This window comes from Rhodococcus sp. NPDC056960 (assembly GCF_042674125.1).
GTDB lineage: Bacteria > Actinomycetota > Actinomycetes > Mycobacteriales > Mycobacteriaceae > Rhodococcus_F.
In genome coordinates this window covers 145309-169852 of the sequence record NZ_JBHURF010000022.1, presented here as the reverse complement: position 1 = coordinate 169852, position 24544 = coordinate 145309, and the positions used below count along the sequence as shown (strand labels likewise).

At 65.4% G+C, this 24544-nt stretch carries 26 protein-coding genes; 8 read left to right on the top strand and 18 right to left on the bottom strand.

Going from position 1 to position 24544, the window contains the following annotated elements; all coding sequences use genetic code 11:
• The coding region (locus ACFTWF_RS31235) for a hypothetical protein (protein WP_378464978.1) at positions 1-488 on the top strand (488 nt) is incomplete at its 5' end.
• Positions 489-676: 188 nt separating this feature from the next.
• Here the strand turns inward: ACFTWF_RS31235 and ACFTWF_RS31230 are convergent.
• Complete coding sequence (locus ACFTWF_RS31230) at positions 677-2917, bottom strand: NADP-dependent isocitrate dehydrogenase (RefSeq protein WP_378464977.1); 2241 nt, start codon at positions 2915-2917, stop codon at positions 677-679.
• 254 nt (positions 2918-3171) lie between these two features.
• On the opposite strand from ACFTWF_RS31230, the gene ACFTWF_RS31225 reads away from it, so the two are divergent.
• The 3 genes from ACFTWF_RS31225 to ACFTWF_RS31215 all read left to right on the top strand — a co-directional run bounded on the left by ACFTWF_RS31225 (position 3172) and on the right by ACFTWF_RS31215 (position 5055).
• Positions 3172-3408, top strand: coding sequence for a TRIC cation channel family protein (locus ACFTWF_RS31225; protein WP_378464976.1), 237 nt, complete (start codon positions 3172-3174; stop codon positions 3406-3408).
• 734 nt (positions 3409-4142) lie between these two features.
• The gene (locus ACFTWF_RS31220; RefSeq protein ID WP_378464975.1) at positions 4143-4319 is read left to right on the top strand and encodes a hypothetical protein; all 177 of its coding nucleotides are present in this window, start codon (positions 4143-4145) and stop codon (positions 4317-4319) included.
• Positions 4320-4581: 262 nt separating this feature from the next.
• The gene (locus ACFTWF_RS31215) at positions 4582-5055 is read left to right on the top strand and encodes a DUF2231 domain-containing protein (RefSeq protein WP_378464974.1); all 474 of its coding nucleotides are present in this window, start codon (positions 4582-4584) and stop codon (positions 5053-5055) included.
• 54 nt (positions 5056-5109) lie between these two features.
• On the opposite strand, the gene ACFTWF_RS31210 is transcribed toward ACFTWF_RS31215, so the two are convergent.
• Positions 5110-5292: a hypothetical protein gene (locus ACFTWF_RS31210; protein ID WP_378464973.1), complete on the bottom strand. Its 183-nt coding sequence runs from the start codon at positions 5290-5292 to the stop codon at positions 5110-5112.
• Between the two features lie 368 nt (positions 5293-5660).
• On the opposite strand from ACFTWF_RS31210, the gene ACFTWF_RS31205 reads away from it, so the two are divergent.
• Both ACFTWF_RS31205 and ACFTWF_RS31200 read left to right on the top strand, forming a co-directional pair.
• Positions 5661-6542, top strand: coding sequence for a universal stress protein (locus ACFTWF_RS31205; protein WP_378464972.1), 882 nt, complete (start codon positions 5661-5663; stop codon positions 6540-6542).
• Positions 6543-6641: 99 nt separating this feature from the next.
• Positions 6642-7301, top strand: a complete 660-nt coding sequence (locus tag ACFTWF_RS31200) for a hypothetical protein (protein WP_378464971.1) — start codon at positions 6642-6644, stop codon at positions 7299-7301.
• Positions 7302-7316: 15 nt separating this feature from the next.
• Here ACFTWF_RS31200 and ACFTWF_RS31195 read toward each other — a convergent pair whose 3' ends face one another.
• From ACFTWF_RS31195 to ACFTWF_RS31170, 6 genes are all read right to left on the bottom strand, one after another.
• Positions 7317-8204 carry a universal stress protein gene (locus ACFTWF_RS31195; RefSeq protein WP_378464970.1) on the bottom strand — a complete coding sequence of 296 codons (888 nt, stop codon included), beginning with the start codon at positions 8202-8204 and terminating at the stop codon, positions 7317-7319.
• 10 nt (positions 8205-8214) lie between these two features.
• Positions 8215-9123 carry an Acg family FMN-binding oxidoreductase gene (locus ACFTWF_RS31190; protein WP_378464969.1) on the bottom strand — a complete coding sequence of 303 codons (909 nt, stop codon included), beginning with the start codon at positions 9121-9123 and terminating at the stop codon, positions 8215-8217.
• A gap of 242 nt (positions 9124-9365) precedes the next feature.
• On the bottom strand, positions 9366-10661 hold the full coding sequence (locus tag ACFTWF_RS31185) for an MgtC/SapB family protein (protein WP_378464968.1): 1296 nt from the start codon (positions 10659-10661) through the stop codon (positions 9366-9368).
• 24 nt (positions 10662-10685) lie between these two features.
• Positions 10686-11543: a universal stress protein gene (locus ACFTWF_RS31180; RefSeq protein ID WP_378464967.1), complete on the bottom strand. Its 858-nt coding sequence runs from the start codon at positions 11541-11543 to the stop codon at positions 10686-10688.
• A 47-nt stretch (positions 11544-11590) separates the two neighbouring features.
• Positions 11591-12391 carry an ABC transporter permease subunit gene (locus ACFTWF_RS31175; protein WP_378464966.1) on the bottom strand — a complete coding sequence of 267 codons (801 nt, stop codon included), beginning with the start codon at positions 12389-12391 and terminating at the stop codon, positions 11591-11593.
• 1 nt (position 12392) lies between these two features.
• Positions 12393-13292, bottom strand: coding sequence for an ABC transporter ATP-binding protein (locus tag ACFTWF_RS31170; RefSeq protein WP_378464965.1), 900 nt, complete (start codon positions 13290-13292; stop codon positions 12393-12395).
• Between the two features lie 153 nt (positions 13293-13445).
• On the opposite strand from ACFTWF_RS31170, the gene ACFTWF_RS31165 reads away from it, so the two are divergent.
• On the top strand, positions 13446-14459 hold the full coding sequence (locus ACFTWF_RS31165; protein WP_378464964.1) for an Acg family FMN-binding oxidoreductase: 1014 nt from the start codon (positions 13446-13448) through the stop codon (positions 14457-14459).
• Here the strand turns inward: ACFTWF_RS31165 and ACFTWF_RS31160 are convergent.
• The 9 genes from ACFTWF_RS31160 to ACFTWF_RS31120 form a co-directional block, all read right to left on the bottom strand.
• Positions 14444-14911, bottom strand: coding sequence for a hydrogenase maturation protease (locus tag ACFTWF_RS31160; RefSeq protein ID WP_378464963.1), 468 nt, complete (start codon positions 14909-14911; stop codon positions 14444-14446). The two genes, ACFTWF_RS31165 and ACFTWF_RS31160, sit on opposite strands and share 16 nt — an antisense overlap.
• On the bottom strand, positions 14908-16200 hold the full coding sequence (locus ACFTWF_RS31155) for a Ni/Fe hydrogenase subunit alpha (RefSeq protein WP_378464962.1): 1293 nt from the start codon (positions 16198-16200) through the stop codon (positions 14908-14910). Before ACFTWF_RS31155 ends, ACFTWF_RS31160 begins: the two co-directional genes overlap by 4 nt.
• Positions 16184-16975, bottom strand: a complete 792-nt coding sequence (locus ACFTWF_RS31150; RefSeq protein ID WP_378464961.1) for an oxidoreductase — start codon at positions 16973-16975, stop codon at positions 16184-16186. The genes ACFTWF_RS31155 and ACFTWF_RS31150 overlap by 17 nt, the downstream gene beginning before the upstream one ends.
• A complete protein-coding gene (locus tag ACFTWF_RS31145; protein WP_378464960.1) occupies positions 16975-17817 on the bottom strand; it encodes an FAD/NAD(P)-binding protein in 843 nt (280 codons plus the stop codon). The genes ACFTWF_RS31150 and ACFTWF_RS31145 overlap by 1 nt, the downstream gene beginning before the upstream one ends.
• On the bottom strand, positions 17814-18275 hold the full coding sequence (locus tag ACFTWF_RS31140) for a cyclic nucleotide-binding domain-containing protein (RefSeq protein WP_378464959.1): 462 nt from the start codon (positions 18273-18275) through the stop codon (positions 17814-17816). The genes ACFTWF_RS31145 and ACFTWF_RS31140 overlap by 4 nt, the downstream gene beginning before the upstream one ends.
• On the bottom strand, positions 18272-19420 hold the full coding sequence (locus tag ACFTWF_RS31135; protein WP_378464958.1) for a 4Fe-4S dicluster domain-containing protein: 1149 nt from the start codon (positions 19418-19420) through the stop codon (positions 18272-18274). The genes ACFTWF_RS31140 and ACFTWF_RS31135 overlap by 4 nt, the downstream gene beginning before the upstream one ends.
• Before the next feature lie 116 nt (positions 19421-19536).
• Positions 19537-19818 carry a DUF1876 domain-containing protein gene (locus ACFTWF_RS31130; RefSeq protein ID WP_378464957.1) on the bottom strand — a complete coding sequence of 94 codons (282 nt, stop codon included), beginning with the start codon at positions 19816-19818 and terminating at the stop codon, positions 19537-19539.
• 71 nt (positions 19819-19889) lie between these two features.
• Positions 19890-21278, bottom strand: coding sequence for a wax ester/triacylglycerol synthase domain-containing protein (locus ACFTWF_RS31125; RefSeq protein ID WP_378464956.1), 1389 nt, complete (start codon positions 21276-21278; stop codon positions 19890-19892).
• 236 nt (positions 21279-21514) lie between these two features.
• The gene (locus ACFTWF_RS31120; RefSeq protein WP_378464985.1) at positions 21515-21763 is read right to left on the bottom strand and encodes a hypothetical protein; all 249 of its coding nucleotides are present in this window, start codon (positions 21761-21763) and stop codon (positions 21515-21517) included.
• Positions 21764-22009: 246 nt separating this feature from the next.
• On the opposite strand from ACFTWF_RS31120, the gene ACFTWF_RS31115 reads away from it, so the two are divergent.
• A complete protein-coding gene (locus tag ACFTWF_RS31115) occupies positions 22010-23245 on the top strand; it encodes a serine hydrolase domain-containing protein (protein WP_378464955.1) in 1236 nt (411 codons plus the stop codon).
• A gap of 18 nt (positions 23246-23263) precedes the next feature.
• Here the strand turns inward: ACFTWF_RS31115 and ACFTWF_RS31110 are convergent, their stop codons facing one another.
• On the bottom strand, positions 23264-24157 hold the full coding sequence (locus tag ACFTWF_RS31110) for a universal stress protein (RefSeq protein WP_378464954.1): 894 nt from the start codon (positions 24155-24157) through the stop codon (positions 23264-23266).
• Between the last annotated feature and the right edge of the window lie 387 nt (positions 24158-24544).

Here is a 24544-nt window from a genome sequence, read left to right as displayed (position 1 = left end):
CGCCGGGGACTGGACCAACTACGCCGTCGAGATCAGCCGACGATCATCGAGATCATGAGGCATTCGGACAGTTCGAATATCCGACGTCACCGTTACACCGTTCCTCGGCAACGACAGGCTCGGTGGAATCCACCGACGTCACACCGCGCAGCACGGTTGCATCGCCCGCTCCCGTAGACAGGTTTCGCCAGTTCACTGCCACGTCAATACAGTCCATTGTGAGAAACAGCGGCGACGGCCGCGCCGAAAGGGTCACCACGCCGGGTTCCTCCGTCGTCGTCGCCGATACCACCTGCGGCACCGTTCACATCAGCAAACTGAAACACCCGAAACAAACGTCTCCGGAACCGCAAACACAGTCGATTGCGCCGGATCAGCCGCCGCAACGGCACATGGTCCGAACGAGAGCGCGCCTGCCACCACGGCAGCGGCCGATACCACGCCAAATCGGCCAAAAAATCATTGTCGAACTGCGCATCGCTGACTGACTCCCCGCAGGGAACCCGCCCCCTGCCGAACTGTCAGAATAGCCGCGCGCCACTGGAGGACCGTCGAGAAAGGCCCTTGGTCGCAGTCCGGGAAACGAGGTCACACCTCACGGTTGATGTCCGCAGCTACGACCTCGCGGTCCGCCCGTCCATGGACGGGCGGACCTGACTCACACGGTCACTGGGGCTCAGTTCTGCACGGCCGCAAGCGTGGTGTTCAGAGTCTTGCTCGGCCGCATCACGGCGGCGGTCTTCTCGCCGTCCAGCTTGTAGTAGCCGCCGATGTCGACCGCGGTTCCCTGCACCTCGATGAGCTCCCGCACGATGGTGTCTTCGTTCTCGTCCAGCGCCTGGGTGAGCGTGGCGAAGCGTTCCGCCAGTTCCTTGTCCTCGCTCTGCGCGGCAAGTTCCTGCGCCCAGTACTTCGCGAGGTAGTACTGGCTGCCCCGGTTGTCGAGTTCGCCGGTCTTGCGCGACGGGTTCTTGTTCTCGTCGAGCAGCTTGCCGGTGGCCGCATCGAGCGTCTTGGCCAGGATCTTCGCGCGCTCGTTGTCAGTCTTGGTGCCGAGCTCCTCCAGGCTGACGGCCAACGCCAGGAACTCACCGAGCGAATCCCAGCGCAGGTGGTTCTCCTCCACCAACTGCTTGACGTGCTTGGGCGCCGAGCCGCCGGCACCCGTCTCGTACATGCCGCCGCCGGCCATCAGAGGCACAATCGACAGCATCTTGGCGCTCGTGCCGAGTTCCAGGATCGGGAACAGATCGGTGAGGTAGTCGCGCAGAATGTTGCCGGTCGCGGCGATGGTGTCCATCCCGCGGATCAGCCGCTCCAGCGTGTACCGCATCGAGCGCACCTGCGACATGATCTGGATGTCGAGGCCTTCGGTGTCGTGATCCTGCAGGTACAGTTCGACCTTCTTGATCAGCTCGTTCTCGTGCGGGCGGTACGGGTCGAGCCAGAACAGGACCGGCATGCCGGAGTTGCGTGCCCGGGTGACCGCGAGCTTGACCCAGTCGCGGATCGGCGCGTCCTTGACGGTGCACATGCGCCAGATGTCGCCGGCCTCGACGTGCTGGGTGAGTAGTACCTCACCGGACTCGACGTCCACGAAGTTGGCGTCGCCCTCCTCCGGAATCTCGAAGGTCTTGTCGTGCGAGCCGTACTCCTCGGCCTTCTGCGCCATGAGCCCGACGTTGGGGACGGTGCCCATGGTCGTCGGGTCGAACGCGCCGTTGGTCTTACAGAAGTTGATGATCTCCTGGTAGATGCGCGCGAACGTGGACTCCGGCATCACTGCCTTGGCGTCCTTGGGCCGTCCGTCGGCGCCGTACATCTTGCCGCCCGAGCGGATCATCGCGGGCATCGAGGCGTCCACGATCACGTCGCTGGGCGAATGGAAGTTCGAGATGCCGCGAGCGGAATCGACCATGGCCAACTCGGGACGGTGCTCGTGGCAGTCGTGCAGATCCTGGATGATCTCCTCGCGCTGCGTGCTGGGCAGCGTCTCGATCTTGTCGTAGAGATCGCCGAGGCCGTTGTTGACGTTGACGCCCAGTTCGTCGAACAGCGCCTGATGCTTGGCGAAGGCATCCTTGTAGAAGGTCTTCACCGCGTGGCCGAAGACGATGGGGTGCGAGACCTTCATCATCGTCGCCTTGACGTGGAGGGAGAACATCACGCCCGTCTTGCGCGCGTCCTCCATCTGCTCCTCGTAGAAGTCGAGCAACGCCTTCTTGCTCATGAACATGCTGTCCATGATGTCGCCCTCGCCCAGGTCCACCTCTGGCTTGAGGACGACCGTCTCGCCGGCCTTGGTCACCAGTTCCATCCGGACCTTACGCGGCCGGTCCAGCGTCATCGACTTCTCGGAGTGGTAGAAGTCGCCGTGCCGCATGTGCGCGACGTGGCTGCGCGAGGCCATCGACCACTCGTCCATGCTGTGCGGGTGCTTGCGGGCGTACTGCTTGACGGCCCGGGGTGCGCGACGGTCGGAGTTGCCCTCACGCAGGACCGGGTTGACCGCGCTGCCGAGGATCTTGCCGTAGCGCTGCCGGATGTCGCGTTCCTCGTCGGACTTGGGATCGCCCGGGAAGTCGGGAATCTTGTAGCCCTTGCCCTGCAGTTCCTTGATGGCGGCCAGGAGTTGCGGCACGGATGCGCTGATGTTAGGGAGCTTGATGATGTTCGTCTCGGGCAGCTGCGTCAGGCGACCCAGCTCGGCCAGGTTGTCGGGGACGCGCTGCTCTTCGGTGAGGTTCTCGGGAAACTCGGCCAGGATGCGCGACGCTACCGAGATGTCGCTGGAGTCGATCTCGATGCCCGCGGCACTGGCGAAGGTACGCACGATCGGCAGGAAGGCGTAGGTCGCGAGCAGCGGCGCCTCGTCGGTCAACGTGTAGATGATGGTCGGCGGCTTGTCGGCGCTCATGGTTGTTCTCCCGCGTCTGTTCGGTCCGATTTCGAAGGGCTCAGGGTGGGCCCTGTCGGTATCGCGTCAAGTATCAGGTTAGGTACTACATCGCCTGCGCCTTGTTCGAGCGCAGGCATTCCGAACTCTATCGCGTGTGTCCGATTCGATCGCAGGCGAGAGTTGGTCGATGCCCCACGAAAGCGCGGTGGTCGTTCGCCACCTGCGATAAACGCCACAACAAGTGGTGACGATCGTTCGACCGAGACGGAGTCGTGACACACAGACGGCCCGCGGGCGAAGACACTGGACCCGGTCGGTTTCGCCGTTCTCGCAGGCCTGTCGCGTCCGGCGGCGGAGTGATCCGTGACAGAATGCTGCAGGACCGCACGCCGATCGCGCTCACCGACCACTCCTACCTGACCGCGGCCAACGCCGATGTTCTGTTCCGATTCGCGGGACGCCGGGCGTCGCCGCTTCTCGACGCCCTCGCCCTGGCTGCGGGGCCGTGATCGGAGCCTGGGAAACCCTCTCGGTGGGCGTCCCCGCGCTGTCGGTGGGCACGATCACCGCGGCCTGCGATGCCGGACACCCGTCCGGTCAGAGCGTGGAGGTCGTCGATGTCGCCACACCGCGCCGGTACAGGAGTCGGTGCGGTCGAGTTCCGCCCCGAGATGACGTCCAGCAGCATCCCGGGTTCCGGGACATTCCGCCGCCATCGGTGACACTCGGTCACATGTATGCCTCGTGGTGGACCCGGACGCGCCGAAGTCTGTAGGGGTGGCCGGGGCGAACGAGTGTGACGAGGGGATGTTCCTGCCGAAGACCGGCCGCCCGGTCACTGTACAGTGCGAGAATCCTCTGTGCGCGGCGCGGGCGTTGATACCACCCAGTATCATCTGCCGGATGGCGCCGTCGTCTCAGAACCGCCTGGAGGAGTCCTAGACGTTGCTGCGCCTACCGGCGTCTACCCTCCCCAGGCAGACACGGGGATACTCGCACGAGCGTTGGGTCGGAGGTCCTTGGGCAGGATTCGCGGGTGCTCGATCTGTGTACCGGTACGGGTCTTCCGACTTTGCAGGCCGCTGCCATGGGGTGCGGGCCGCGTGACCGCAGTCGATGTGCCACGTCGCGCGGTGGTCAGCACCTGGATCAATACCGGCGGGCCCTGCTCGGTCGCATCTGCGTCGGGGCCCCGCTGTCCTCGGCACCGGTGGAGTCCTGCTGATCGCGCAGTCTTCGCGCCGTGGAATCGAGCAAACCGCGGAGCCGACACGAAAGCCAAGGGCTGAGCATCGACATCGCCTCACGGTTCGAGATCCCCTTCGGGCCGGTGCTCTCCTCCCGTCGCCACATGCTCGAAGCACGCGGACTCGTCGCGGCGGGTCAGACCACCGAGGAACTCGGCAATTCCTTCCGCTGACGGCGGTACAGAAGGGGATCTGGTTCGCCCAACTACTCTGTCCTGAGGTGCCTTTCGTCGTCGCTCAGTACGCGGAACTTCACGGTCGCGTGAATCTTTCGCTTCTGACTGCTGCGATGCAGCGCGCGTACCTGGAACTGGGAATCGGGTCGGTGCAGCTGATCTGTGGCATCGACGCCGAAGTGGTGTACTCGACCGACCCTCCCGGCGATCCGAGGGCAATCTCAGTGGTTTCTCAGCCCCGCCGCCGAATACTCGTGTCATGTCGACTGTCAACGGGTTGCCCGCCCACATATTGTTCGTCCACTTCATCGTGGTCATGGCCCCGCTCACCGCGATTCTGGTCGTACTATGCAGCGTGTGGCCGGCAGCCCGGCGCCGGCTGGTCTGGCTCAGCCTCGCGCTCGCGGCAGTGACTGCAGCCCTGACCCCGCTGACCACCGACGCCGGCGAGTGGCTCGAAAAGCACGTCGCCCGGTCGGCTGCCGTGCATACCCACACCGAACTCGGCGACACCATGATCTACTTCTCCGTCGCCCTCCTCCTCGCCGCGATGGCCGTCGCCGCCGTCCAGCTTCGCGAACGGAAGTCGGAACCCTCCCGGCCTCTCACGCTGATCGTCGCCCTGCTTGCGGTCGTGGTCGCGGTGGGGACGGTGATCCAGGTCTACCGCATCGGCGAATCCGGTTCGCGCGCCACCTGGAACGACGCCGTCACCGCGAATTCGGCACCGTGACACGTCCCCGGCTCGTGCTCAGTGGATTCGCGTCGTGCGATCGGAGAATCGGCGTCAGCCGGCAAGTGTCTTGAAGACCTCGTAGACCATCCAGGCCGGCCAGAATACCCCTTGGACGATCGCAAGGACGTACTCCCAGAATGCGTCCGCTTGCTGCCAGAACCACACCCAAGCTCCGAAGATGCCCAGGGCGTATATCGCTCCGCCGCCCGCGACGCCGGTGTTGCGGTCGCTCATCGTTTGATTCCTTCCAGGCGGATCCGCTGGTGATCGCCGACCGGTCGCGAAGGATTCCCGTCCGATCGTCAAAAGGCCGTCAGGCACCGTAGCTCGACATCGAGGACGCGACGCGGGATGTCGAGGGGGCAATCGGAGCCATCACCTCAGTCTCAGCACCGGCAGCCTCCGGTGCCAGAGTCCTTGGTCAACAACCGGTGAGGACCGGTCGGCACGGTCACATCCATTGGACTCGCTCGTCGCGGGTACGCCCTGCCGGGCGCTCGGTTCCGGTTCTGGTGACATTGTCCCCTACGGGTGTCACACGCAAGCCGCAACGATGAACATCGAACCAGAAGCTCGCCGCCGGCAACCCGTAGGAGTGCACCATGTCCGGCCACCGCCCGATCGTTGTAGGCATCGACGGCTCACCATCATCGTTGCAGGCTGTTTCGTGGGCAGCCAGGGAAGCTGCGCTCCGCAACACTCCACTGTCGCTGATCACTACGGCATTCGTACCCGGAACGTACGGCGTGCCGATCGGCATGCCCTCCGGCTTCTTCGAAGACGAGGAACGCGACGGCAAGACTAGGTTGGATCGTGCGGCGCAGACGGCCCGTGACGCAGCGCCCGGACACCCGGTCGAGATCGCCACCATGCTCTGCACCGGGACGCCGGTCGGTGAACTACTTGCACACTCCACGAATGCTTCGATGCTCGTGGTCGGTGCGAACAGGCGGGGAATCGTCGAAAGAGCCGTGCTGGGATCGGTCAGTTCCGCCGTTGCTGCCCATGCCCCATGCCCGGTGGCCGTGATCCGTGGGGTTCCTGATCGCGACATCAATGACATTCCCGGACCGATCGTGGTCGGCGTCGATGGAACGCAACAGAGTGAACCGGCAATTTCGATGGCATTCGAGGAAGCAGCCCTGCGACAGTCGGAACTCGTTGCCGTCCATGCGTGGTCCGACATCGTTCTGCAACTTTCCTTGGACGGAGGCAGTGACGCCGAGTGGATGCGGGATGCGGCCAATGAAACCGCCCTGCTGTCCGAGAATCTCGCCGGACGTGCGGAGAACTATCCGGATGTGAAAGTGCACACGATCGTGGTCAGGGATCGACCCACCCAGCATCTGCGTGAGCAAGCCGAGAACGCGCAGCTCCTCGTGGTGGGAAGCCGGGGGCGAGGGGGGTTTTCCAGCATGCTGCTGGGGTCGACCAGCCGGGCGCTGATGCATTCGGCCGCCTGCCCACTCCTCATCGTTCGCTAACCCGCCGCTGCGGGGATGGGCTAGCTAGGTCGAGGCTCTGATCCTTGGTCGTGCGAATTTCAGTCCTGCCGCGCGACTGTACCCAGGAGGAGATCCAACATGCATGAACCCAGCCTCGGATCGAGTCTGATCGATGCCCAGCTACCGGTTTACGAGCAGCGCGTACTTCGGACCCAGGTGGTGCGTGCACCTGGACCGGCAACCTTCGCCGCCATCCAGCGCGTCGACTTCTTCCGGTCGCCGGTGGTTGCGCTGCCGAACCGGGCCCGAGTTGCGATCGACGCAGTCCGCGAGCGACGGTGTGCATGCATCCAGCGGGGTGAGTCCGAATTCCGCTTCGACCAACTGCTGGAACCCGGCGGCGGGTTTCAACTTCTGGCGGAGGAGCCCGATCACGCGATGGTGCTCGGATTCATCGGGCGCTGGTGGGAGAAGGGCTACGGCCGTGTCCCGTGGGCCGCAGAGGACTTCGGCCGGTTCTCGCTTCCCGGGTATGGCATCGGTGCCTGGGGTTTCGCGGTTCTCGAGTACGACACAGTTACATCCGTACTCGTCACGGAGGTCCGTGTCCACGGCACCGATGAACGGGCGCGGCGGATGTTTCGCAGGTATTGGGTGATTGTGGGTCCGTTCGTCAAGGCGATGAGCGGGCCGATATTGCGCCTGATCCGGGACGAAGCGGAAACCCCCGCTCCGCCTACCAGGGCTGCACCATGGACAGGACAAATCGAGATAACCGAGTCGGATTCAGGAACCTGAGGACGAAGCGCAGCGTCATTGTGCGGCGTGACCGGTAGTCTCCGTCAACCCCTGGTTGAATCTGCCCGGCCTGGCAATCAGCAGCGGACACGGCGTGATGTGCAACAAGGCTGCGCTTGTCGAGCCGAGAGTCAACCCAGCGAAACCGCCCCGCCCACGATGACCGACCACGACCATCTGGGCATCGTCTGCCATCTCGAGAAGGTGGCGAACGGGGCGGTCCCGAACGAGGGTCTCCCGCACCGCGACGTCGGGGAACCGTTCAGACCATCCGGCGATGCTCGCCTCGAGTACCGACCGCTCGACGGTCTGTTCCTCAGCGACCGGGAGCATCGACAGGTCGTAGTCGGACCACGCATGCAGCGCTATCAGTTTCGCGCGGTGAAGGGAACACTCCTCGAACGCCAGCCCGATAGCCTGTTCACTGTTCGCAGATCCGTCGACGCCGACGATCACGGGTCCTGTGCCGTGGGCAACCCGGGACCAACCGTCGATCACTGCTACCGGGCATTGCGCATGGCGCGCCACGGCCGACGTCACGGAGCCGATCAGCCCGTCGGTGAACTCCCCGAGTCCGCGACGGCCGAGCACGACCATCGCTGCTCCACTGGATCGGTCGACGAGTGATCCCGGAGCATTCTGGTGGGACAACTCGACTCGAATGCCGAGGTCTGCTTCGCCGGACACGGCACGAGCGATCTCGAGTGCTTCGGCTAGGTCCCGCTCAGCTCGCTCGTGCAGGATGTCGGCGAGTCCAGGCCCATCGTCGGTACCGCGGTACGTGATGCAGGACAGCAACTGTAGCGGTGTCTTCCGAGCGGTCGCCTCGCATGTGGCCCACCGCACCGCGTCGAGCGACGACCGGGATCCGTCCACTCCCACAACGATCGCCGGATCGACCACGGGAACCTCCTCATCGATTCCGTTCGCCGTCCGGTGTCGGCCGCTCTCGAACCAAGACTTCCGACAGGGGGCGTCTGGGCGTGGGCGCGGGTTCACCGGCGCGAGCGCCCACTCCCACCCTGATCAGGACCTGCGGCAGGTTGTCGGCCGCGGAAAGCTCGCGCAGCAGCGTCCGGCTCGGCGCACGTTCGGTCAGGTGGGTGACCGGGCAGGTGGCGAGCCCGCGGTCGGTGCAGGCGAGCAGTACGGCGGAGAGTGCCTCGCCGCTCCGTAGCCAATCGAGTCTCGAATCCGAGGAGGTGGAGAGCAGGAGGATCGCGGCTCGGTCTTCCGACGGACTTCCATCGGGCGTGCCGGCGCTACCGGGTGGAAACTCGCGTGAGAGGTGCACCGAGTGTTGTTGCCGGGAGGACGGACGCGCCTGTTCCGGCACACCGTCGGGGAACAGTCCGCGCCCCGACCACCACCGCAGCTCAGCTTGATAGGTGGGGTCATCGTGCCGTAACCCGGTCATTCGGCGTGATACGTCCTCGAGGGCGGGACGACTACGTTCGCCCAGATCCTCGAGCTCGGCCCCCGCCCGAGCTGCGATCCGGACGAGGTGTTCCAGTGTTGCCTTCCATTCGGGTGGTGCCTGCAGCGGGAGCCGATCGGTTCGTCGTCGCTCGATCGCAGACGTCATACGGACGGCAACATCCGATGAGGACGACTCCGGGGCGAAGCCGATTTTCGCCAGAAGCTCACGGTCGGCAGAGTGCGGCAGCCGGTGGATCACGGGCCGCCACAGGTTCGATTCGAACGCGTACTCCAGGTGGTTCAAAGCGGCGCCGCACGAGATCACCATCTGCCGGCCGAACGCATCGGTGGCAGGCAGCAATCGGTCGGGATCACTGAACAATTGCAGGTCAGCTGTGCCCATGAGCCAGTGCCACGGTTGGCTGTTGTGTAGGGACGGTGCCCGGCACGCCAACGCCACAGCTGATTCGACTGTGCGCCGGTCGGGTATGACCGAGGTTTCGTGCGTGTTCACCGCGCGTCCCGGGTCTCGACTGTCGCTGCGCCGGTCATGGTCTCGTCTCCTGCGTTGTCCTCACCTCGAGTATTCCGTTTCGCATCTCGAGGACTGTAGGGCCGTATGTCATCGACATCGGACGACGGCGCTCAGCCGAAGGCCATCGCCCACAACGTCAGTACGGTAGCGACGACGGGTGCGGCCAGCAGCAGCGACAGCATCAGGGCAAAGCGAAACGAACCGGCGAGGGCGGCCAGGACCAGTTTGGTGAGCAGGTTCGTTCCGACGGCGACAACCGCAGCCGCTGTGGCGGTGTCCACGGTGATCGCGTCACCTGCGGCGGACGCCGCCGCGAGCGAGGCGGAGTGTGCATCGGCGAATCCGCCGACAGCCGACGCGGCGATGACACCGCCGCCGCCGAAGATGTCCGCGGCCCCCTTCGTCATGAGCAGGAGAACCAGCAGAATTCCTGCCAATGACAGGGTTGCCGGCACCGAGATCGGGCGGTCGAGTAGACCTGTGGACGGCTGCGCCTTCGGGGTGCGGCTGCCCGGCATTCTGTCGTGCGGTCCCCGCAGCACGAGGACCGCGGTCTCCGCGACGACGAGTGCGGCAGCTCCGCCGAAGATCAGCGCCAGCTGTGCCGACACCTCGGCGTTGACGACCCAGGTGATGACAACGACGAGCAGGATGGTGGACAGATTCACAATCAGTGCCGCAGGGAGGGCATCCGGCGAATCCTGCTCTCGACGCGCTGTCCGCGCCATGACGGCGGTGGTCGCGGCACCGGAGACGAATCCGCCGCCGAATCCGACGATCAGCAGTCCCCATCGTGGGCCGAGGATCCGAGTCGCGACGTAGCCCACCCACCCGATCAGGCTGAGCATCAGCACGAGTCGCCCGATCATCGCGGGGTTGAGCGCACCGTACGGTCCGACTGCCCGGTCCGGAAGGAGCGGGAGGACGAGGAATGCGATGGCGAGCAGTACGCAGAAGTCCGTGATGTCGCGCTCGTCGATCATGCGCTCTGCGAATTCGTGCATCGGGTACTTGACGGCGAGCAGGACGAGTACGACGACACCGAGCGCAACCGCGAGGGACGGATAATGCCAGGCGAGCGCACCGAGCAGAAACGCGACCAGGGCAGCGAACGCGGTGGTCGTCCCGACGTCCGGTCGCGGCGGGAGATGGGTGCGCACCCAATACCAACCCAGGATGAGGGCCGCGATCCCGACGAACGCGGCGGTGACAACTGCGGTGCCGAGATGTGCCGCGACGGCTCCGGCGAGGGCGATGAGCGGGAACGTGCGCGCACCGGGCCACTCCCAGAGCCCGGCGTCGTCGCCGGGTGGCGTTCGTGCGGCGTGCTCTCGCTCGATTCCGAGCCCCAGCCCGATCAGCAGTGCAGCGGAGTAGCCATATGCGTGGAATTCAGAAATGTCCATGCCGACCGACCCCTGTTGCCCCGATCATCGAACCGCGGCGGTCCGAGGACGAAGGTGGCTGATCATGACCGGACACGGTGCACGGTGCAGCATGTCCTGACTGGTCGAGCCGAGGACCGCGCGGCCGAGTGCGCCGTGGCCATGGCTGCCGACGATCAGAAGTTGCGCGTCCGCGCACCAACGGAGCAGCACCTCGCCTGTCCCACCGCACTCGACAATCTCTCGCACGACGACGTCGGGATATCGTTCGGCCCATCCGGCGAGACTTTCCGCGAGGACCGCCCCTTCCCGTTGGCCGGCCGCGACCCCGTCAGCGTCGTTGTCGGCGTCGTGCGGAACACTTGACTTCCATGAGTGCACGGCCGCCAGAGGCGCGTCGAATCGCCCGGCCATGCCGAAGGCGTCGGCCACGGCGGTGATACTGCATTGGCTTCCGTCGACGCCGACGACGACCGTGCGGTGGTCGGGAAGCGCATGCCGTTCCCTTCCCCTCCACACCACGAGCGGACACGGGCAGTGGTGTGCGAGTCGCAGTGCGGTCGGGTTCAGGTATCCCTGAACCGGCCCGCCTGCCGCCGAGCCGATCACCATCATCGACGCCTGCTCCGCCGCCGGCAGCAGGATGTCGGCTGCTGTCGACCCGGTCGGCGATGAGCACAACACCTCGAGTGTCCGTCCATCGTTTCGCATGCTGCGCACGGCTTCCGCCAAGGCCGCTTCGCCGGCGATGCGTCGCTCGTCGTCCGACGACACGGGCCGGGATTCCCTGTAGGAGAGGGGCGTCGGGGGCAGTACGTGAATGAGGTGAAGTGTGGTCCCCTGCCCTTCCGCGACCGCGGCTGCCCATCGCGCTGCATTCATCGATGCTGGCGAACCGTTCACGCCGACAATGACAGGCCCGCCAACGGCTGCATCCGCACTGCCCACGACTACCTCGCCACGTCTCGGCGAGCGAACCCGATCAGCGCGACAGCGAGCAACACCGCGATCGTCAACGCTGACACCGATGCCGCCGCGAACGAGAACCCATGACGCAGCGGGTCGTGGCCGGCGTACTGGAAGAACGGTGAATATCGTTGCCACGGCGCCAACCAGGACACTACCGGCCCGAGACCGTTGAGTATGTAGGCCAGGACCGCGACGACGGCGGGTACCGAACGGCTCGCTGCGGGGTGCCCGGTGACGGCGCCGATCGTGAATGCGAGGGCACCGAAGACCAGCGCCAGCAGCGCCAGGTGCAGCATTGCCGCGGCGACGTTACCCACCGGAAGGTCCATATCGGCGAGCATCCCCTCCCCGAGCAGGGCCAAGCCCAGGGCCGCCGACAGCGCCACGGTGCCCACCAGGAGGGCGCCGAACTTCTCTGCCAGAATCCGCCCGCGGTGCAGCGGAGTGGCGAGCAATTGATCGAGCGTCCCTCGCTCCTCCTCCCCCGCGACGGCTGCCGCACCCACTCCGACGGTGTAGATCAACAGCAGCAGCGGACCCATGAAGGACAGCAATTCGATCTCGATGTATCCGACCGGGGTGGACATGTCCGCACCGGACATCGCGAACAGCGCGCGAAACCCCTCCGGCATCTGATCGAGGAACTGATTCATCGACGGCTCGCCGCGGACACTGGGCCAGATCGCCACGTACATTGCCACCAGCAACGCAAGACCGATCACCCAGGCAGGTAGTGCCCGGCGCTGGTCGTACAGCGTCTTGGTCAGAACGCTCCGCAGCATGTCAGTCGTCGATTCCGTAGTAGGCCATGAAGGTCTCCTCGAGGTCTGCCTCGGCGCACTCGAAGTCGACGATGCGGAAACCCCCGATGCGCCGTATCAGGGCGTCGAGCGCGGACTGGGGTGCGCTGCAGGTGAGCGAGGTCCCCTCGACCGTGAGATCCCGGATGTCGGCCACGTCGCGAAAATCTGATTCCCGGATCGGCGCCGCGAACTCGGCGGCGACATGGTGCAGCGACTTCTGGCGTAGCTCGTGGAGACTTTCGACAGCGATGAGCTGACCTGCCCTGAGTACACCGACGCGGTCGGCCACCTGCTGAACTTCGCTGAGTACATGAGACGACAACAACACCGTTCCCCCGGACCCGGTGTGCTCGCGGATGATCGCGTGGAACTCGTGTTGCACGAGCGGGTCGAGGCCTCCGGTCGGCTCGTCCAGGATGAGCAACTGCGGACCGGACATCAGCGCGAGGACCAGTGCGAGCTTTTGACGGTTTCCTCTCGACAGGGACCGGACTGTCCGATCGAGATCGAGATCGAGCCGATCGGCGATCACTGCCGCCGCCTTGTCGTCCGGCTTGCCGCGGAGGTGCCCGAAATAGGTGATGTGCTGACGACCTGTCATGCGGTCGTAGAACGCCAATTCACCGGGTACGTAGCCGATCAGACGGTGAACCGCCGGCGCGGACGACCACGCATCGAGACCGAGCACCTGAGCCGTTCCCGCCGTCGGACGCAACAACCCCGCGAGCACCCGCAGTGTGGTCGACTTCCCGGCGCCGTTGGGACCGAGATAGCCGAAAACCTCACCCTCGACGATTGTCAGGTCCACGGAATCGAGAGCGAGCACGGAGCCGAATCGCTTCGTGAGGCCGGCCGTCTGGACGGCGATGCCGCTGGACATCTTCTCAGGCTTACAGCGTGCTGACTTTGTCAGTAGGGTCTTCCGGCCCCGAATCGTCGATGTCGTCCGACGGTGACCATCGGCCCTAACCTCAGCCCTCCGGGCGGCGAACACTGAGATCCACACAACGACTTGCCACCCCTGGCATGAGGCGTGAGATGTACCGAGGAGGCAATCGTGGACAGCACCACTCCTGACGAGATCGCACTTCGCATTGCCGTGGACCTCGCCTGCCGGGCACCGTCGGTACACAACAGCCAGCCCTGGCAGTGGAAATACGCCGACGGACAACTCGACCTCTACACCGACTCAGGGCGACTTCTGGCCTCGGCGGACCCGTCGGGCCGGCAAATGGTCATCAGTTGTGGTGCGGCGCTGAATCATTTGCAGACGGCGCTGACCGCACTCAAATGGTCCGCGGGCATTCAGCGTGTCCCGGAGGGGCCCCACTCGGGGCACCTCGCGACCATTCGGTTCCGCCACGACGCCCGACCGCAGTCACACGACTTCGATCTGCTCGCAGCGATCCGACACCGACATTCCGACCGCAGACCGTTCGGCCCGGTCAGTGTGAAGACCCCGTTGCCCAGCCACTTGGACGATCTGGTGCAGCGTTATGGTGTGCACCTTACCGTCCTGGGGCAGCACGCGCGTCCGTCGCTGGCAGAAGCAACCGAAATAACAGCGGCCGCACGTAAATACGACTCTGCCTATCAGACCGAACTCCATTGGTGGGCCGGTCACTCCCTCCCCCAGGGCGGAATCCCGGCCGACGCGTTGGCCACCGCGGACAACCGTGACCGCGTCGACATCGGGCGCCGCTTTCCCGTTGGCCGAGACAACAGCGGGACCACGGGGATCGACCGTTCGACGGTACTGGTGTTGAGTTCCGATACCGACGGCCGCGGTGAGTGGCTCCGCACCGGCGAGGCACTTTCCGCACTACTTCTGGAGGCCACTGTCGCAGGTCTGTCGACCTGTCCGCTGACCCACATGACCGAACTGCGTCAGGGTCGGGACATCATCCGCGGGCTGATCCCCGACCGCGGGGTCCCGCAGGCGCTGGTCCGGGTGGGCATCACCGAGAAGAAGTCGCCACCGCGACAGACCCCTCGGCGGCCCCTCGATTCGGTGTTCTCGATCGGGCATCGTCACGGCGCCCGTTGACACGCTTCGGAGATTTCTGTCAGCACCGCCGAGACCGTCGTCCCGAGAGCACCACGCACTGCGGGTGAGAGTTCGCGGCCGAGTTCCACGTCCGAGACTTCCACGGCAAGAATGACCGTCCGATGCGGCAGTCGACCCAGTACTGCGCCGAGCCGCAGGGCGTCGTCGAGCCGGATTCCGTGCGTGCTGGACGTCGCCGCCCGTGTGCCGCCCAGCTCAGCCGGAACCAGCCGGTGCACATTGCCCGGCTGCGGCGGATCGCAGACGACGGCGTCGATGATCACGGCCAGGTCCGCACCGGTCCAGGCGTCGAGGAGAGCGGCGGGGTCACCGTCCGATACGGTGACACATACGCCCGGTCCTGCGTGGGTTGCCACTTCCCGCGCCACTGCCGGGCCGATCCCGTCGTCGCGGCGAAGGTCGTTCCCCAGTCCGATCACCGCCACGGTCATCGGCGGTCGACCGTGAGTGTCAGAAAGTGGGTGGCGCAGGAGATACATGGGTCGTAATTGCGGATGGTCCGTTCGCACAGGGTCGTCAACTCGTCGTCGGGCAACATCAAGTGTGAGTCGACAACGTGACGGAGATCGTGTTCGATGGCAGCCTGATTCTGTGACGTCGGCGGAATGATGGTGGCGGCGCTGATCAGTCCGATGGGATCGACTTCGTATCGGTGGTACAGCAGCCCTCGGGGTGCTTCGCTGACGCCGTGTCCGATCGTGCGTGCGGGCGACCCGGCGATGAAGGGTGCCGCGGGGCGTTGGTACCGGTCGATGATGCGCAACGCTTCCTCGACGGCATAGACGACCTCTACGGCCCGGACGACGATGCTGCGGTATGGGTTCCGGCATTGCGCGCCCAGTCCCGCTTCGGTGGCGGTCTTCGCGGCGCCGCCGACCAGTTGGGACGAATTGAGTGAGTACCGTGCCAATGGTCCGGTGAGGTAGCGCCGACCGTCGAGTTCGGCGTGGAGTGCGGTCGAGTGCGGCACCTGACGCTCGACCACGTGTTTCGGGAATTCGTCGGCGGTGCAGCGCAGTCCGGTCGACGACCAGATCGTTCCGTTCTCGATGGCGTAATAGGAGTCGTCATGAAGAGCGAGGAAGTCGTGGTCGAGTTCGATGTCGGGGAAGTCGAAGGACGAGACCCATCGGACGGTGGCCACGGCTTGATCGAGCACGGCGTGTAATTGGTCGGACAGCGGAGTCAGTTCCGCGCGGGTGGGAACCCTGTGGAACCCGCCGATGCGCACATTGACCGGGTGGATCGGCCTGCCACCGATGAGGTCGAGGATCGCGTTCCCCGCCTTTTTCAGCATAAGTCCTCGCTCGACGGCAGCCCTGTCGTGCCTGGCGAGGGCGATCGAATCGGGCATGCCGAGGAAGTCGGGGGCATGAAGGAAGTAGATGTGCAGCACGTGACTCGCGATCCACTCGCCGCAGTAGAGAAGTCGCCGCAGATCCGTCAGGGCGTCGTCGAGTTCGAGGCCGCAGGCCTGCTCGATGGCGTTGCACGCGCTCACCTGATAGGCGACCGGGCAGATTCCGCAGATGCGTGAGGTGATGTCGGGGGGCTCGAGAAAGTGTCTACCCCGGAGAAAGGATTCGAAGAAGCGGGGCGGCTCGTAGATGGACAGTTCGACGCGTTCGGCGCGGTCCCCGCGCACCGTCACGTTGATCCGCCCCTCGCCCTCGACCCGGGCGAGTGCGCGCACGGTCAGTTCCCTACTGCGGGGCGTCACGGGACGAGTCTGTCGAGAGCTGGTGGTAGGCGGCGACGTTGAAGGTGGCGAAGATCCGGTCGATCGCGTCGTCGCTCATTCCGCATGTGCGCAGCCACCCGCTCATCGCAGCGAGGTTGGGGTCGGGGGTGGGACCGAAGCATCCGTAGCACCCCCGCGAGACCGACGGGCAGAGTGCGCCGCACCCGGAGTGGGTGACCGGGCCCAGGCACGGTATACCGTCGGCGACCATCACGCAGGTCAGGCCCCGGCGCTTGCATTCGGTGCACACGCTGGTGTTCGGAATGTTCGGTTTCCGGCCTGCCAGGTACGCCGTGATGACCTCGAGGAGCTGCCGCCGGTCGATCGGACAGCCGCGGAGTTCGAAATCGACCGGGACATGGTCGGCGATTGCCGTCGAGGTGGCGAGGGTGTCGATGTAGTCGGGGCTGGCGTACACCACGGACAGGAATTCGTCGATGTCGGCGAAATTGCGTAGTGCCTGGATGCCGCCGGCGGTGGCGCAGGCTCCGATGGTGACGAGGAAACGTGATTGTTCCCGCACTGCGCGGATCCGATCGCGGTCGGCGGCGGTGGTGATCGAGCCCTCGACGAGGGACAGGTCGTACGGGCCTGCGGTGACGGTGTCGGACAGTTCGAGGAAGTGGGCTATCTCCACCGCCTCGGACAGGGCGAGTAGTTCGTCCTCACAATCGAGCAGGGTGAGTTGACAGCCGTCGCAGGACGCGAATTTCCACACGGCGAGTGTCGGTTTGGTGGTTGTCGGTGTACTCATCACAGCTCCGGTACCTGTAGGAGTGGCTCGGCGGTGACGTAATCGACTACGGGGCCGTCGCGGCAGAGCAGCAGTTCGCCGAGCTGGCAGTGCCCGCATGTGCCCATCCCGCACTGCATGTTGCGTTCCAAGGACACCTGGATGTTGGCGGCGAGTACGCCGCGGTCGATCAATGTGCGTGCGCAGAATCGCATCATCGGTTCGGGTCCGCAGAGCAGTGCGGTGGTACGTGTGGTATCGATGTCCACGCGGCGCAGTGGGTCGGTGACAAATCCGACGGGGCCGGTCCATCCGGAGACAGGCTGGTCGATCGTCACCTCCACTGCGATCGTGTCGGAAGCTGCCCACGCTGCGAGTTCGCGGCGGTACAGGATGTTCGACGGAGTGCGCGCACCGACGATCAGTGTCAGCCTGCGGAAGTGTGCTCGCGCGGCGAGTGCGGCCTCGACCACGGGGCGTAGTGGGGCCAGACCCACGCCCCCGGCGACGATCACCAGGTCGGACCCCTGGTCGATATCCAGGTTCCAGCCGCGCCCGAAGGGTCCGCGGGCGCCGAGGACCGAGTCCACCGGGGCGTCGTGAATGGCTTTGCTCACGGCCCCGACGTTGCGGACGGTGTGGGTCAGCATGTCGCCGGCGCCGTAGGGGTGACCGCTGATCGAGATCGCGACTTCTCCGACACCGTGGGCGTACAACATCATGAACTGTCCCGGAGTGGGGTGACGTTGCGCGGGAACTCGTCTGGTGGGCTCGAGAGTCACGGTGACGGTGTCGGGTGTCTCCTCTGTGCGCGAGAGCACCCGATACCAGTTCGGGACGCGGTCGGTCTGTACGCCGTTCACGGTTCGCGGCTATTGGCGTAGAGGTCGAGCAGGCGTGCCCGGCTGGACTGCAGGCGGGCGATCAGCACCCCGGACAGCGCCCGCGTCACCGCGTACACGAAGGTCGGCTCATCGCTCACCCTTTGTTCGAGCGTGGTGACGTCGAGTTCTGCCGCGTCGGTGACCGACGTCGCCATGGCGGTGAACTGCCACACCGGGCGCGGGTTCAGCCAGGACCAGCCCAGGACGTCGCCGCCGTGCAGTGTCTCGACCGTCACGGTACCTCTACCGGGGATCGCGGTGGTCAGGTCGACAGTGCCGGTGTCGAGTAACCACAGGTGCCTGGCGGGGTGGTTCTCCTGGAAGATGCGGTCACCGGCGGCGAATCTCACGGGTGTGGTGAGTTCAGCGAGTGCGATCCGGTGTTCCTGCTCGAGTCCGTGCAGGAACGGGAACGGGTCGGTGTGTCGGCCGGTCACGGATCCTCCGCGGGGTACGCCGGAAGGACCTGCGCCAGCCGCGCCGCCTCCTCGGTGATGTCGATGCCAACGGGGCACCAGTCGATGCACCGTCCGCAGCCGACGCAACCGGAACTGCCGAACTGGTCGAACCAGGTGCCGAGCTTGTGGGACATCCACTGCCGGTATCGGCTCTCCGCCGATACTCGGACGTTCCCGCCGTGCAGATGGCTGAAGTCGGGTTCGAAACACGACGACCAGTGCTGCCACCGTTCGGCGTGCTCCCCGGTCAGGTCGGTGACGTCTTCGCTGGTGGTGCAGAAGCAGGTTGGGCACACCATGGTGCAGTTTCCGCAGGTGAGGCACCGGCTGGCGACGTCGTCCCAGACTTCGGCGTCGCGCGCCGAGTGCAGTAGTTGCCGCAGGTCCACGTCCGGCATGGTGCGGCCCATCCGGCCGGCTGCGGCGCTCACGGCGTGGTGGGCGTCGTCGATCTCCGCGGGTGCGGCGGCGCGGTGGGCAACCTCGGCGAGGACGTCGGCACCGTTATCGGTGCCGACGTCGACGACGAAGCGGTGGCCGTGTTCGTCGTCGATGCGTTCGGTCAGTGCGAGGTCGTAGCCCGGCCCGGCTGCGGGGCCGGTGCCCATGGAGGTGCAGAAGCAGACCTCGCCGGGCTCGGTGCAGTGGGCGGCCACGACGAACAGCCGCCGGAATCTGCGGGCGGTGGGACTGTCTGCGTTCGGGTCGGGACACAGCACCCGGCGCAGGACCGAGATCGCGGCGAGGTCACAGCCTCGGACCCCCACGAATGCGTAGGGCCGGTCGTCGTGTGCCGGCTCTGTGAAGACACCGTCGCGGTTGACGGACCACTGCTGCTGCCGGGGTGGGTGGAGGAATCGCTTCCACGACTGCGGGCCCGCGGAGTGGCCGAAGACCGCGGCGTCGTCGCGCCGGTGCAGCCGATACGTACCCGGTCCGGTCGTCACACCCCAGCCGGACGGTAGCTGCGCGCCGGATTCGAGTTCGGTGAGGACGATGGCCGAGTCCGTGGCGGTGGGGCCGACGACGCGGTAGCCGTGGGTGTGCAGGACCTCGATCAGTTGGTCGAGACCTCGTCGACTCAGAACGCTCTCTTCGGTGTGCGCGGTAGGTCGCCCATCCATGCGCTCACTCCTTTGCGACCCGGTGTGCTCTTTCCATTGAGCCAGGCATATCGCTCCCGGAACCAGGGTCGTTCGGCCTTGATCGGTGCGCTTCGGGGCGCGTACCGGCGGTCCGGCTATTCGGTCAGGTGAGCGGGGCTGTGCGTAGCCGCTTCCACGTCGGCTGCGGTGAGCTCGATCAACTGGTGGGCGAGGTCGGCCAGCGCGCGTGCCGTGGCCAGTTCGTCCCCGATTTCGGGGATTTCGGTGTCCGCAGGATTTCGGCGTGCGAGCCCGACCCCGACAAGGGTGTGGGTGTCGCGGGTTCGGAGCCGGGCCTGTGCCCGGGTCTTGGACCCGCCGCCGTCGGCATCGTGTTCGTCGATGACGATTTCCACGGACCATTTCTTCTCGTTCATGTTCCTCTGCCTCCATTCGGTGCGAACGCGGTGGCGCGTCCTCGTTCTGCGTTGGGTGCGGGGTTTACGTTTTACGAGGCCACGACCACCCTCGTATCGGTTGTCGCCGGGCACAGACCGAGGACTGCGCGAAACCCGTCCGCTATCGAATCAGTCAGGGCGCCGAGATCCGGCACCGCGGCGGTGTCGGCGTTGATCCCGACACAGCACTGCTCGGTGTAGGACATCAGTGTGACGTTGAATGCCGATCCGAGTGTGGGACTGAACGCGTAATAGCGCAGTATTTTCGATCCGGCGACGAACAGGGGTATGGAGGATCCGACGACGTTCGAGGCGACGAAGTCGACGTGTTTGAGCATATTTCCGAGCGTCGAGGCCGGAAGCAGATTCAAGGCGCCGGCGATCATGGGTGACAGGGGAACCGCGGGCTCGTTGCGCCATTCCTCGACGGTGGCGTGCACCCGGCGCATCAGTTCGGCGGGGTCGCCGATGTCGATCGGTAAGGCGAACCGTGCCAGGGTGATGCGGTTGCCTCCCATCGGATCCGTCTCCGTACGCAGGCTGATCGGCAGGGTCATCCGTAGTTCGCTGATCTCGGCGCCATGAAGTCGGTGATACTTCGCCATTCCTAGCAGGACGGCCGCGAGAAACGCGTCGTTGATGGACCCGGCGCCGGTGGTGGCTGCCTGAGCGAGCGCCTCCACCGGGACATCGAGAACCGCACAATGTCGCCGTGTGCTGCGTTTGGTCATCACGGGGGACAGTGTGGAGACGACAGGGCGTGCAAGACGCGCTACGGAGCCCGCGGTCGAGGTTGCCTCACGGTAAGTGGCCCTCGGAGCGCGGACTGCTCGGACACTGCTCCGGAGCAATGAGTTCGATGCTCGACGGGTCAGATCCGCGGCGGTGTTCCGATACCAGGGGGTGCGACCCGGTGGATGAGGCATGTCACCGTCCGGTGGAGCCGGCCGAGGGTCCGTGTCGGTCGGCCTCGGGGTTCCCTCCCGAGTGAAATCCACTATCTCCCGGGCGATTTGCATTCCACCCACACCGTCGGTGAGAGAGTGATGCACTTTCATCACGAGGGCGGACCTGCCGTCGTGCAGCCCGTCGAGCACCGTGAACTCCCAGAGCGGCCGACTCTTGTCGAACGCGGTCATCGCGGCGGTGCGGGCGAAGTCGAGTACCGCGTCCCACGTGCTCGGTTCGGTGAGAGTGTAGCGGCGCAGGTGCCAGCTGAGATCGAAGTCCTCATCGTCCGCCCATCTAGGCGGTGCCAGGCTCATCGCGTTCCCGTTCACCGTTCGCCGGAAGATGGGAACCATGTCGACCGCCCTGCTCATCATGTCGATGAACCGGGTCTGATCCGGGCTTTGGTCGAGCAGTGCGACTGCGACGATGGTCGAGCGGAGGATCGGGTCCTCTTCCATGCGCCACGACATGAAATCGGTCTGTGTCATGTATCGCTGATCCGTCGTGCTCATGTCTGTACTCGCTCGTGGATTGTCTGCGGGCGGACGGTGCCCGGTGTGGTCGCCTGGGGAGCCGATCATCGCGAGGCTCCCCGGGCTACGGGGTCACATCGGCATCATGTGCTGCATGGGTGGCAGGACACCCATGCTGTGCAGGCACATCATGAACATGTGGAACATCTGCATCGCATCCATCACGGTCACCTCCTCCGGTGTCCCAGGCGTCAGGGGGTCCTCCCGGCGCGCAGAATGTTCAGGCGACTCCGGTATTCCTGCTCGTCGATCTCTCCGCGCGCGAACCGCTCGGCAAGGAGCGCTTCCGCGCTGTGCGGTGACCCCGTCGGTGGTGCTGGGAACAGGTGATGTGAATAGCGGATAAGCAGGATGATTCCCACGATCAGCAGTCCCCAGAACAGTGCCATGCCGGTAAGCATCAGTGCATACCCCCAGCCGCCGAACTCGTCGTCGTACATCACGGGGCGGCCTCCTAGGGTCTGTTCGGCGGTGTGCGTTCAAGTCGGCCCGCCGCTACTACCCAGTGTCCAACTGTGCGCGGGGTCGTTCACAGGGTCTTTCGGCCGTTTCCGAGGAATTCGCGCGAGCGTTCTCGTCGAGGGCTGAATGATGGATGCGAAAGGAATCAGTGCGCCGTATCCGGTGTTGTATACAGGCGATGGTGGTGGCATCGGGCTACCGCCGAACGATAGAAGACGTGCATTATGACGAACCCTCGCCAACTCGCCGCAGGACATCCGCCGACCCGCCAGCGTACGGTCGCGGGCGGAGAGCCTGCGCCGCGGATGATGCTCGTCGATCCCCGCTTCGGTGCGCTGGCCGGTCAGTTCTTCCGGCTGTTCGGGCAGCCTACCGACGGGGGTGGTGCCCTCGCGCTCTACCTGCACGGTGAGCCTGTGCTCGACATCTGGTCGGGATGGGCTGCACGCGAGGCGCGCTGGCAATCCGACACCGTGGCGGTGTCCTTCTCCACAGGCAAGGGCGTCGCGAGTACGGTGCTCCACCGGCTGGTGGACCGCGGGCTGATCGATTACGACGCCCCCGTCGCCCAATACTGGCCCGAGTTCGCCGGTGCTGGAAAGGAATTGGTGACGGTTCGCGAGCTGCTGACGCACCGGGCGGGGTTGCACCGGGTCCGCGGGCTGGTGCCGGGCCGCTCGGCTCTGTTCGATCACCACAGCGTCGTGGGTGCGCTCGCATCCGCGGTACCGGATCGTCGCCGAGCAGTGGGGCCGGGGTATCACGCCGTCACATTTGGGTCACTGGTCGCGGAACTCACCACTCGGGCTGCCGGTGCGTCGTTCACGGACCTCGTCCGCACCGAGATCGCCGAACCGCTTGGAATCGGAGAGTTCTGGTTCCAGGTGCCGACGGAGGAACGTCATCGCATCGCGAAGTCGTTCCCCCGCATCAATCCGTTCGGGGTGCCCTGGGAGACCGCGTCCTTTGCGCTGTCGTGTCTGCCTGTGCTGCGGAACCTCGCACACGCAGGTATGCCGGAGGGGTTCGACGAACTGGTCCGGAATCCGGCAATCCACGACCATGTGATGCCCGGTTGGAACGGCGTCTTCAGTGCCCGCGCCCTCGCCCGGATGTACGCGGCGCTCGCGAACGGGGGCATGGTGGGTGGTCGCAGGTTCCTGACCGAAGAAACCCTCGAGCAGATCGGTGAGGTCCAGACGACGGCACGCGATTACGTGCTCGGAATCCGCATGAACTGGCGCCTGGGCTATCACTCGGCGTTCGTCGCCAGCCGAAACCAGTATCCGTACGCGTTCGGCCATTACGGGCTCGGTGGATCGGGGGCGTTCGCGGATCCGGAGACGGGACTGTCGGTGGCGTTCGTGACGAACAGGATGGGCGGTGCACTGACCCCGCTCGCCGACCTGCGGCTGGCCAAGCTGGGCGCGCAGGCGGAATCGATCGCTCGGCGACTGTGAGTGCCCTCGCCGGTGCTGTCAGTTCGCCCGGCAGATCGTGATCGGGCAGGGGACGTGGTGGAGAAGATTCTGACTCGTCGATCCCAGAAACGTCCCCGCCAGTCGGTTTCGGCCGTGGCTGCCGATGACGACGAGTTGCGCGTCGCGCGCGTAGTCGAGGATCAGTTCGGCCGGGTTGGCTTGCTCGATGATGGTGGTCAGTTGCAGGTCCGGGTACTTTTCCCGCCAGCCGGCGAGGTTCTCCGCCATCAGGACGGTCTGTTCTTCCTCGACGACGGCCCAGTTCACCATCGTCAAGGCGGTATGGCGTCCCGAGTATTCGCCGGCGCCCCAGCCGTGCACCGCGAGCAGCGGTAATTCGAAAAACGTTGCGAATTCGACAGCCGTGGCGATCGCGAGCGAACTCAGTTCGCTTCCGTCGACTCCGACGACCACGGGACGGTGGTCCGGGATCGGGGACCGTGCCTCCGATCGGAACACGGTGACGGGGCAGTGTGCCCGGTTGACCACCTGCATGACCGTGGAGCCGGTGACGAGCGCTTCCAGCGCCCCCACACCGGTGGAGCCGACCACCACCATCTCTGCGTGCGAACTCAGCTCCGCGAGTGCGGGTCCCGCGGGGCCGGGGTGCGTGCTGCCCGACACGGTGACGGCGGGGTATGCGCTCTTGACGTGTTGTTCAGCCCGGTCCAGGATTTCGTGGGCAGACTTCTCGACCTCCTGGGCGAACTCGTTCTGGAACAGGAGGGCGGCTTCGCTGTAGTGGTACCCCGGGCTGGGGAGGACGTGAGCCAACCGCAGTGGTACCGATTTCCGTTCGGCCACCGCGGCCGCCCACACCGCCGCTCGCATCGCGCGTTCCGAACCATCGACGCCGACGACTATGGCCTGGTGTTGTGCAAGAACGCTCATTCTTCTCAACTCCTCCGGTCACCGTCACGGTCGCAGATGCGGCAACCGCGCCGGTAGAGGCATAGGTCCTCTCGCATCTTTCGGAAAGTGACGGTAGACCCTAGCCGGCGGTCGCCACTGTCGGTTGGATTCGGAAGTGAAACGACACACCTGGAGTTCGCCATGAATCCTGCACCCTTCGACTCTGGACGGGACAGATCGTCCGTGACGAGGAGTACTCGACCCGGAACACCGCCGCGTGACGACGTCGCTCCCCGCCGGGATATGCGGCGCAGCACGTCGCGTCCGTCCTCGGAGGAGGACGAGGACCGGATCGAATGGCCCGATCCGAGTCCGTTGGCCACCTGGTGGCGGCTCGTGGTGTTCGGTCCGCCCGCTGCATTTCGG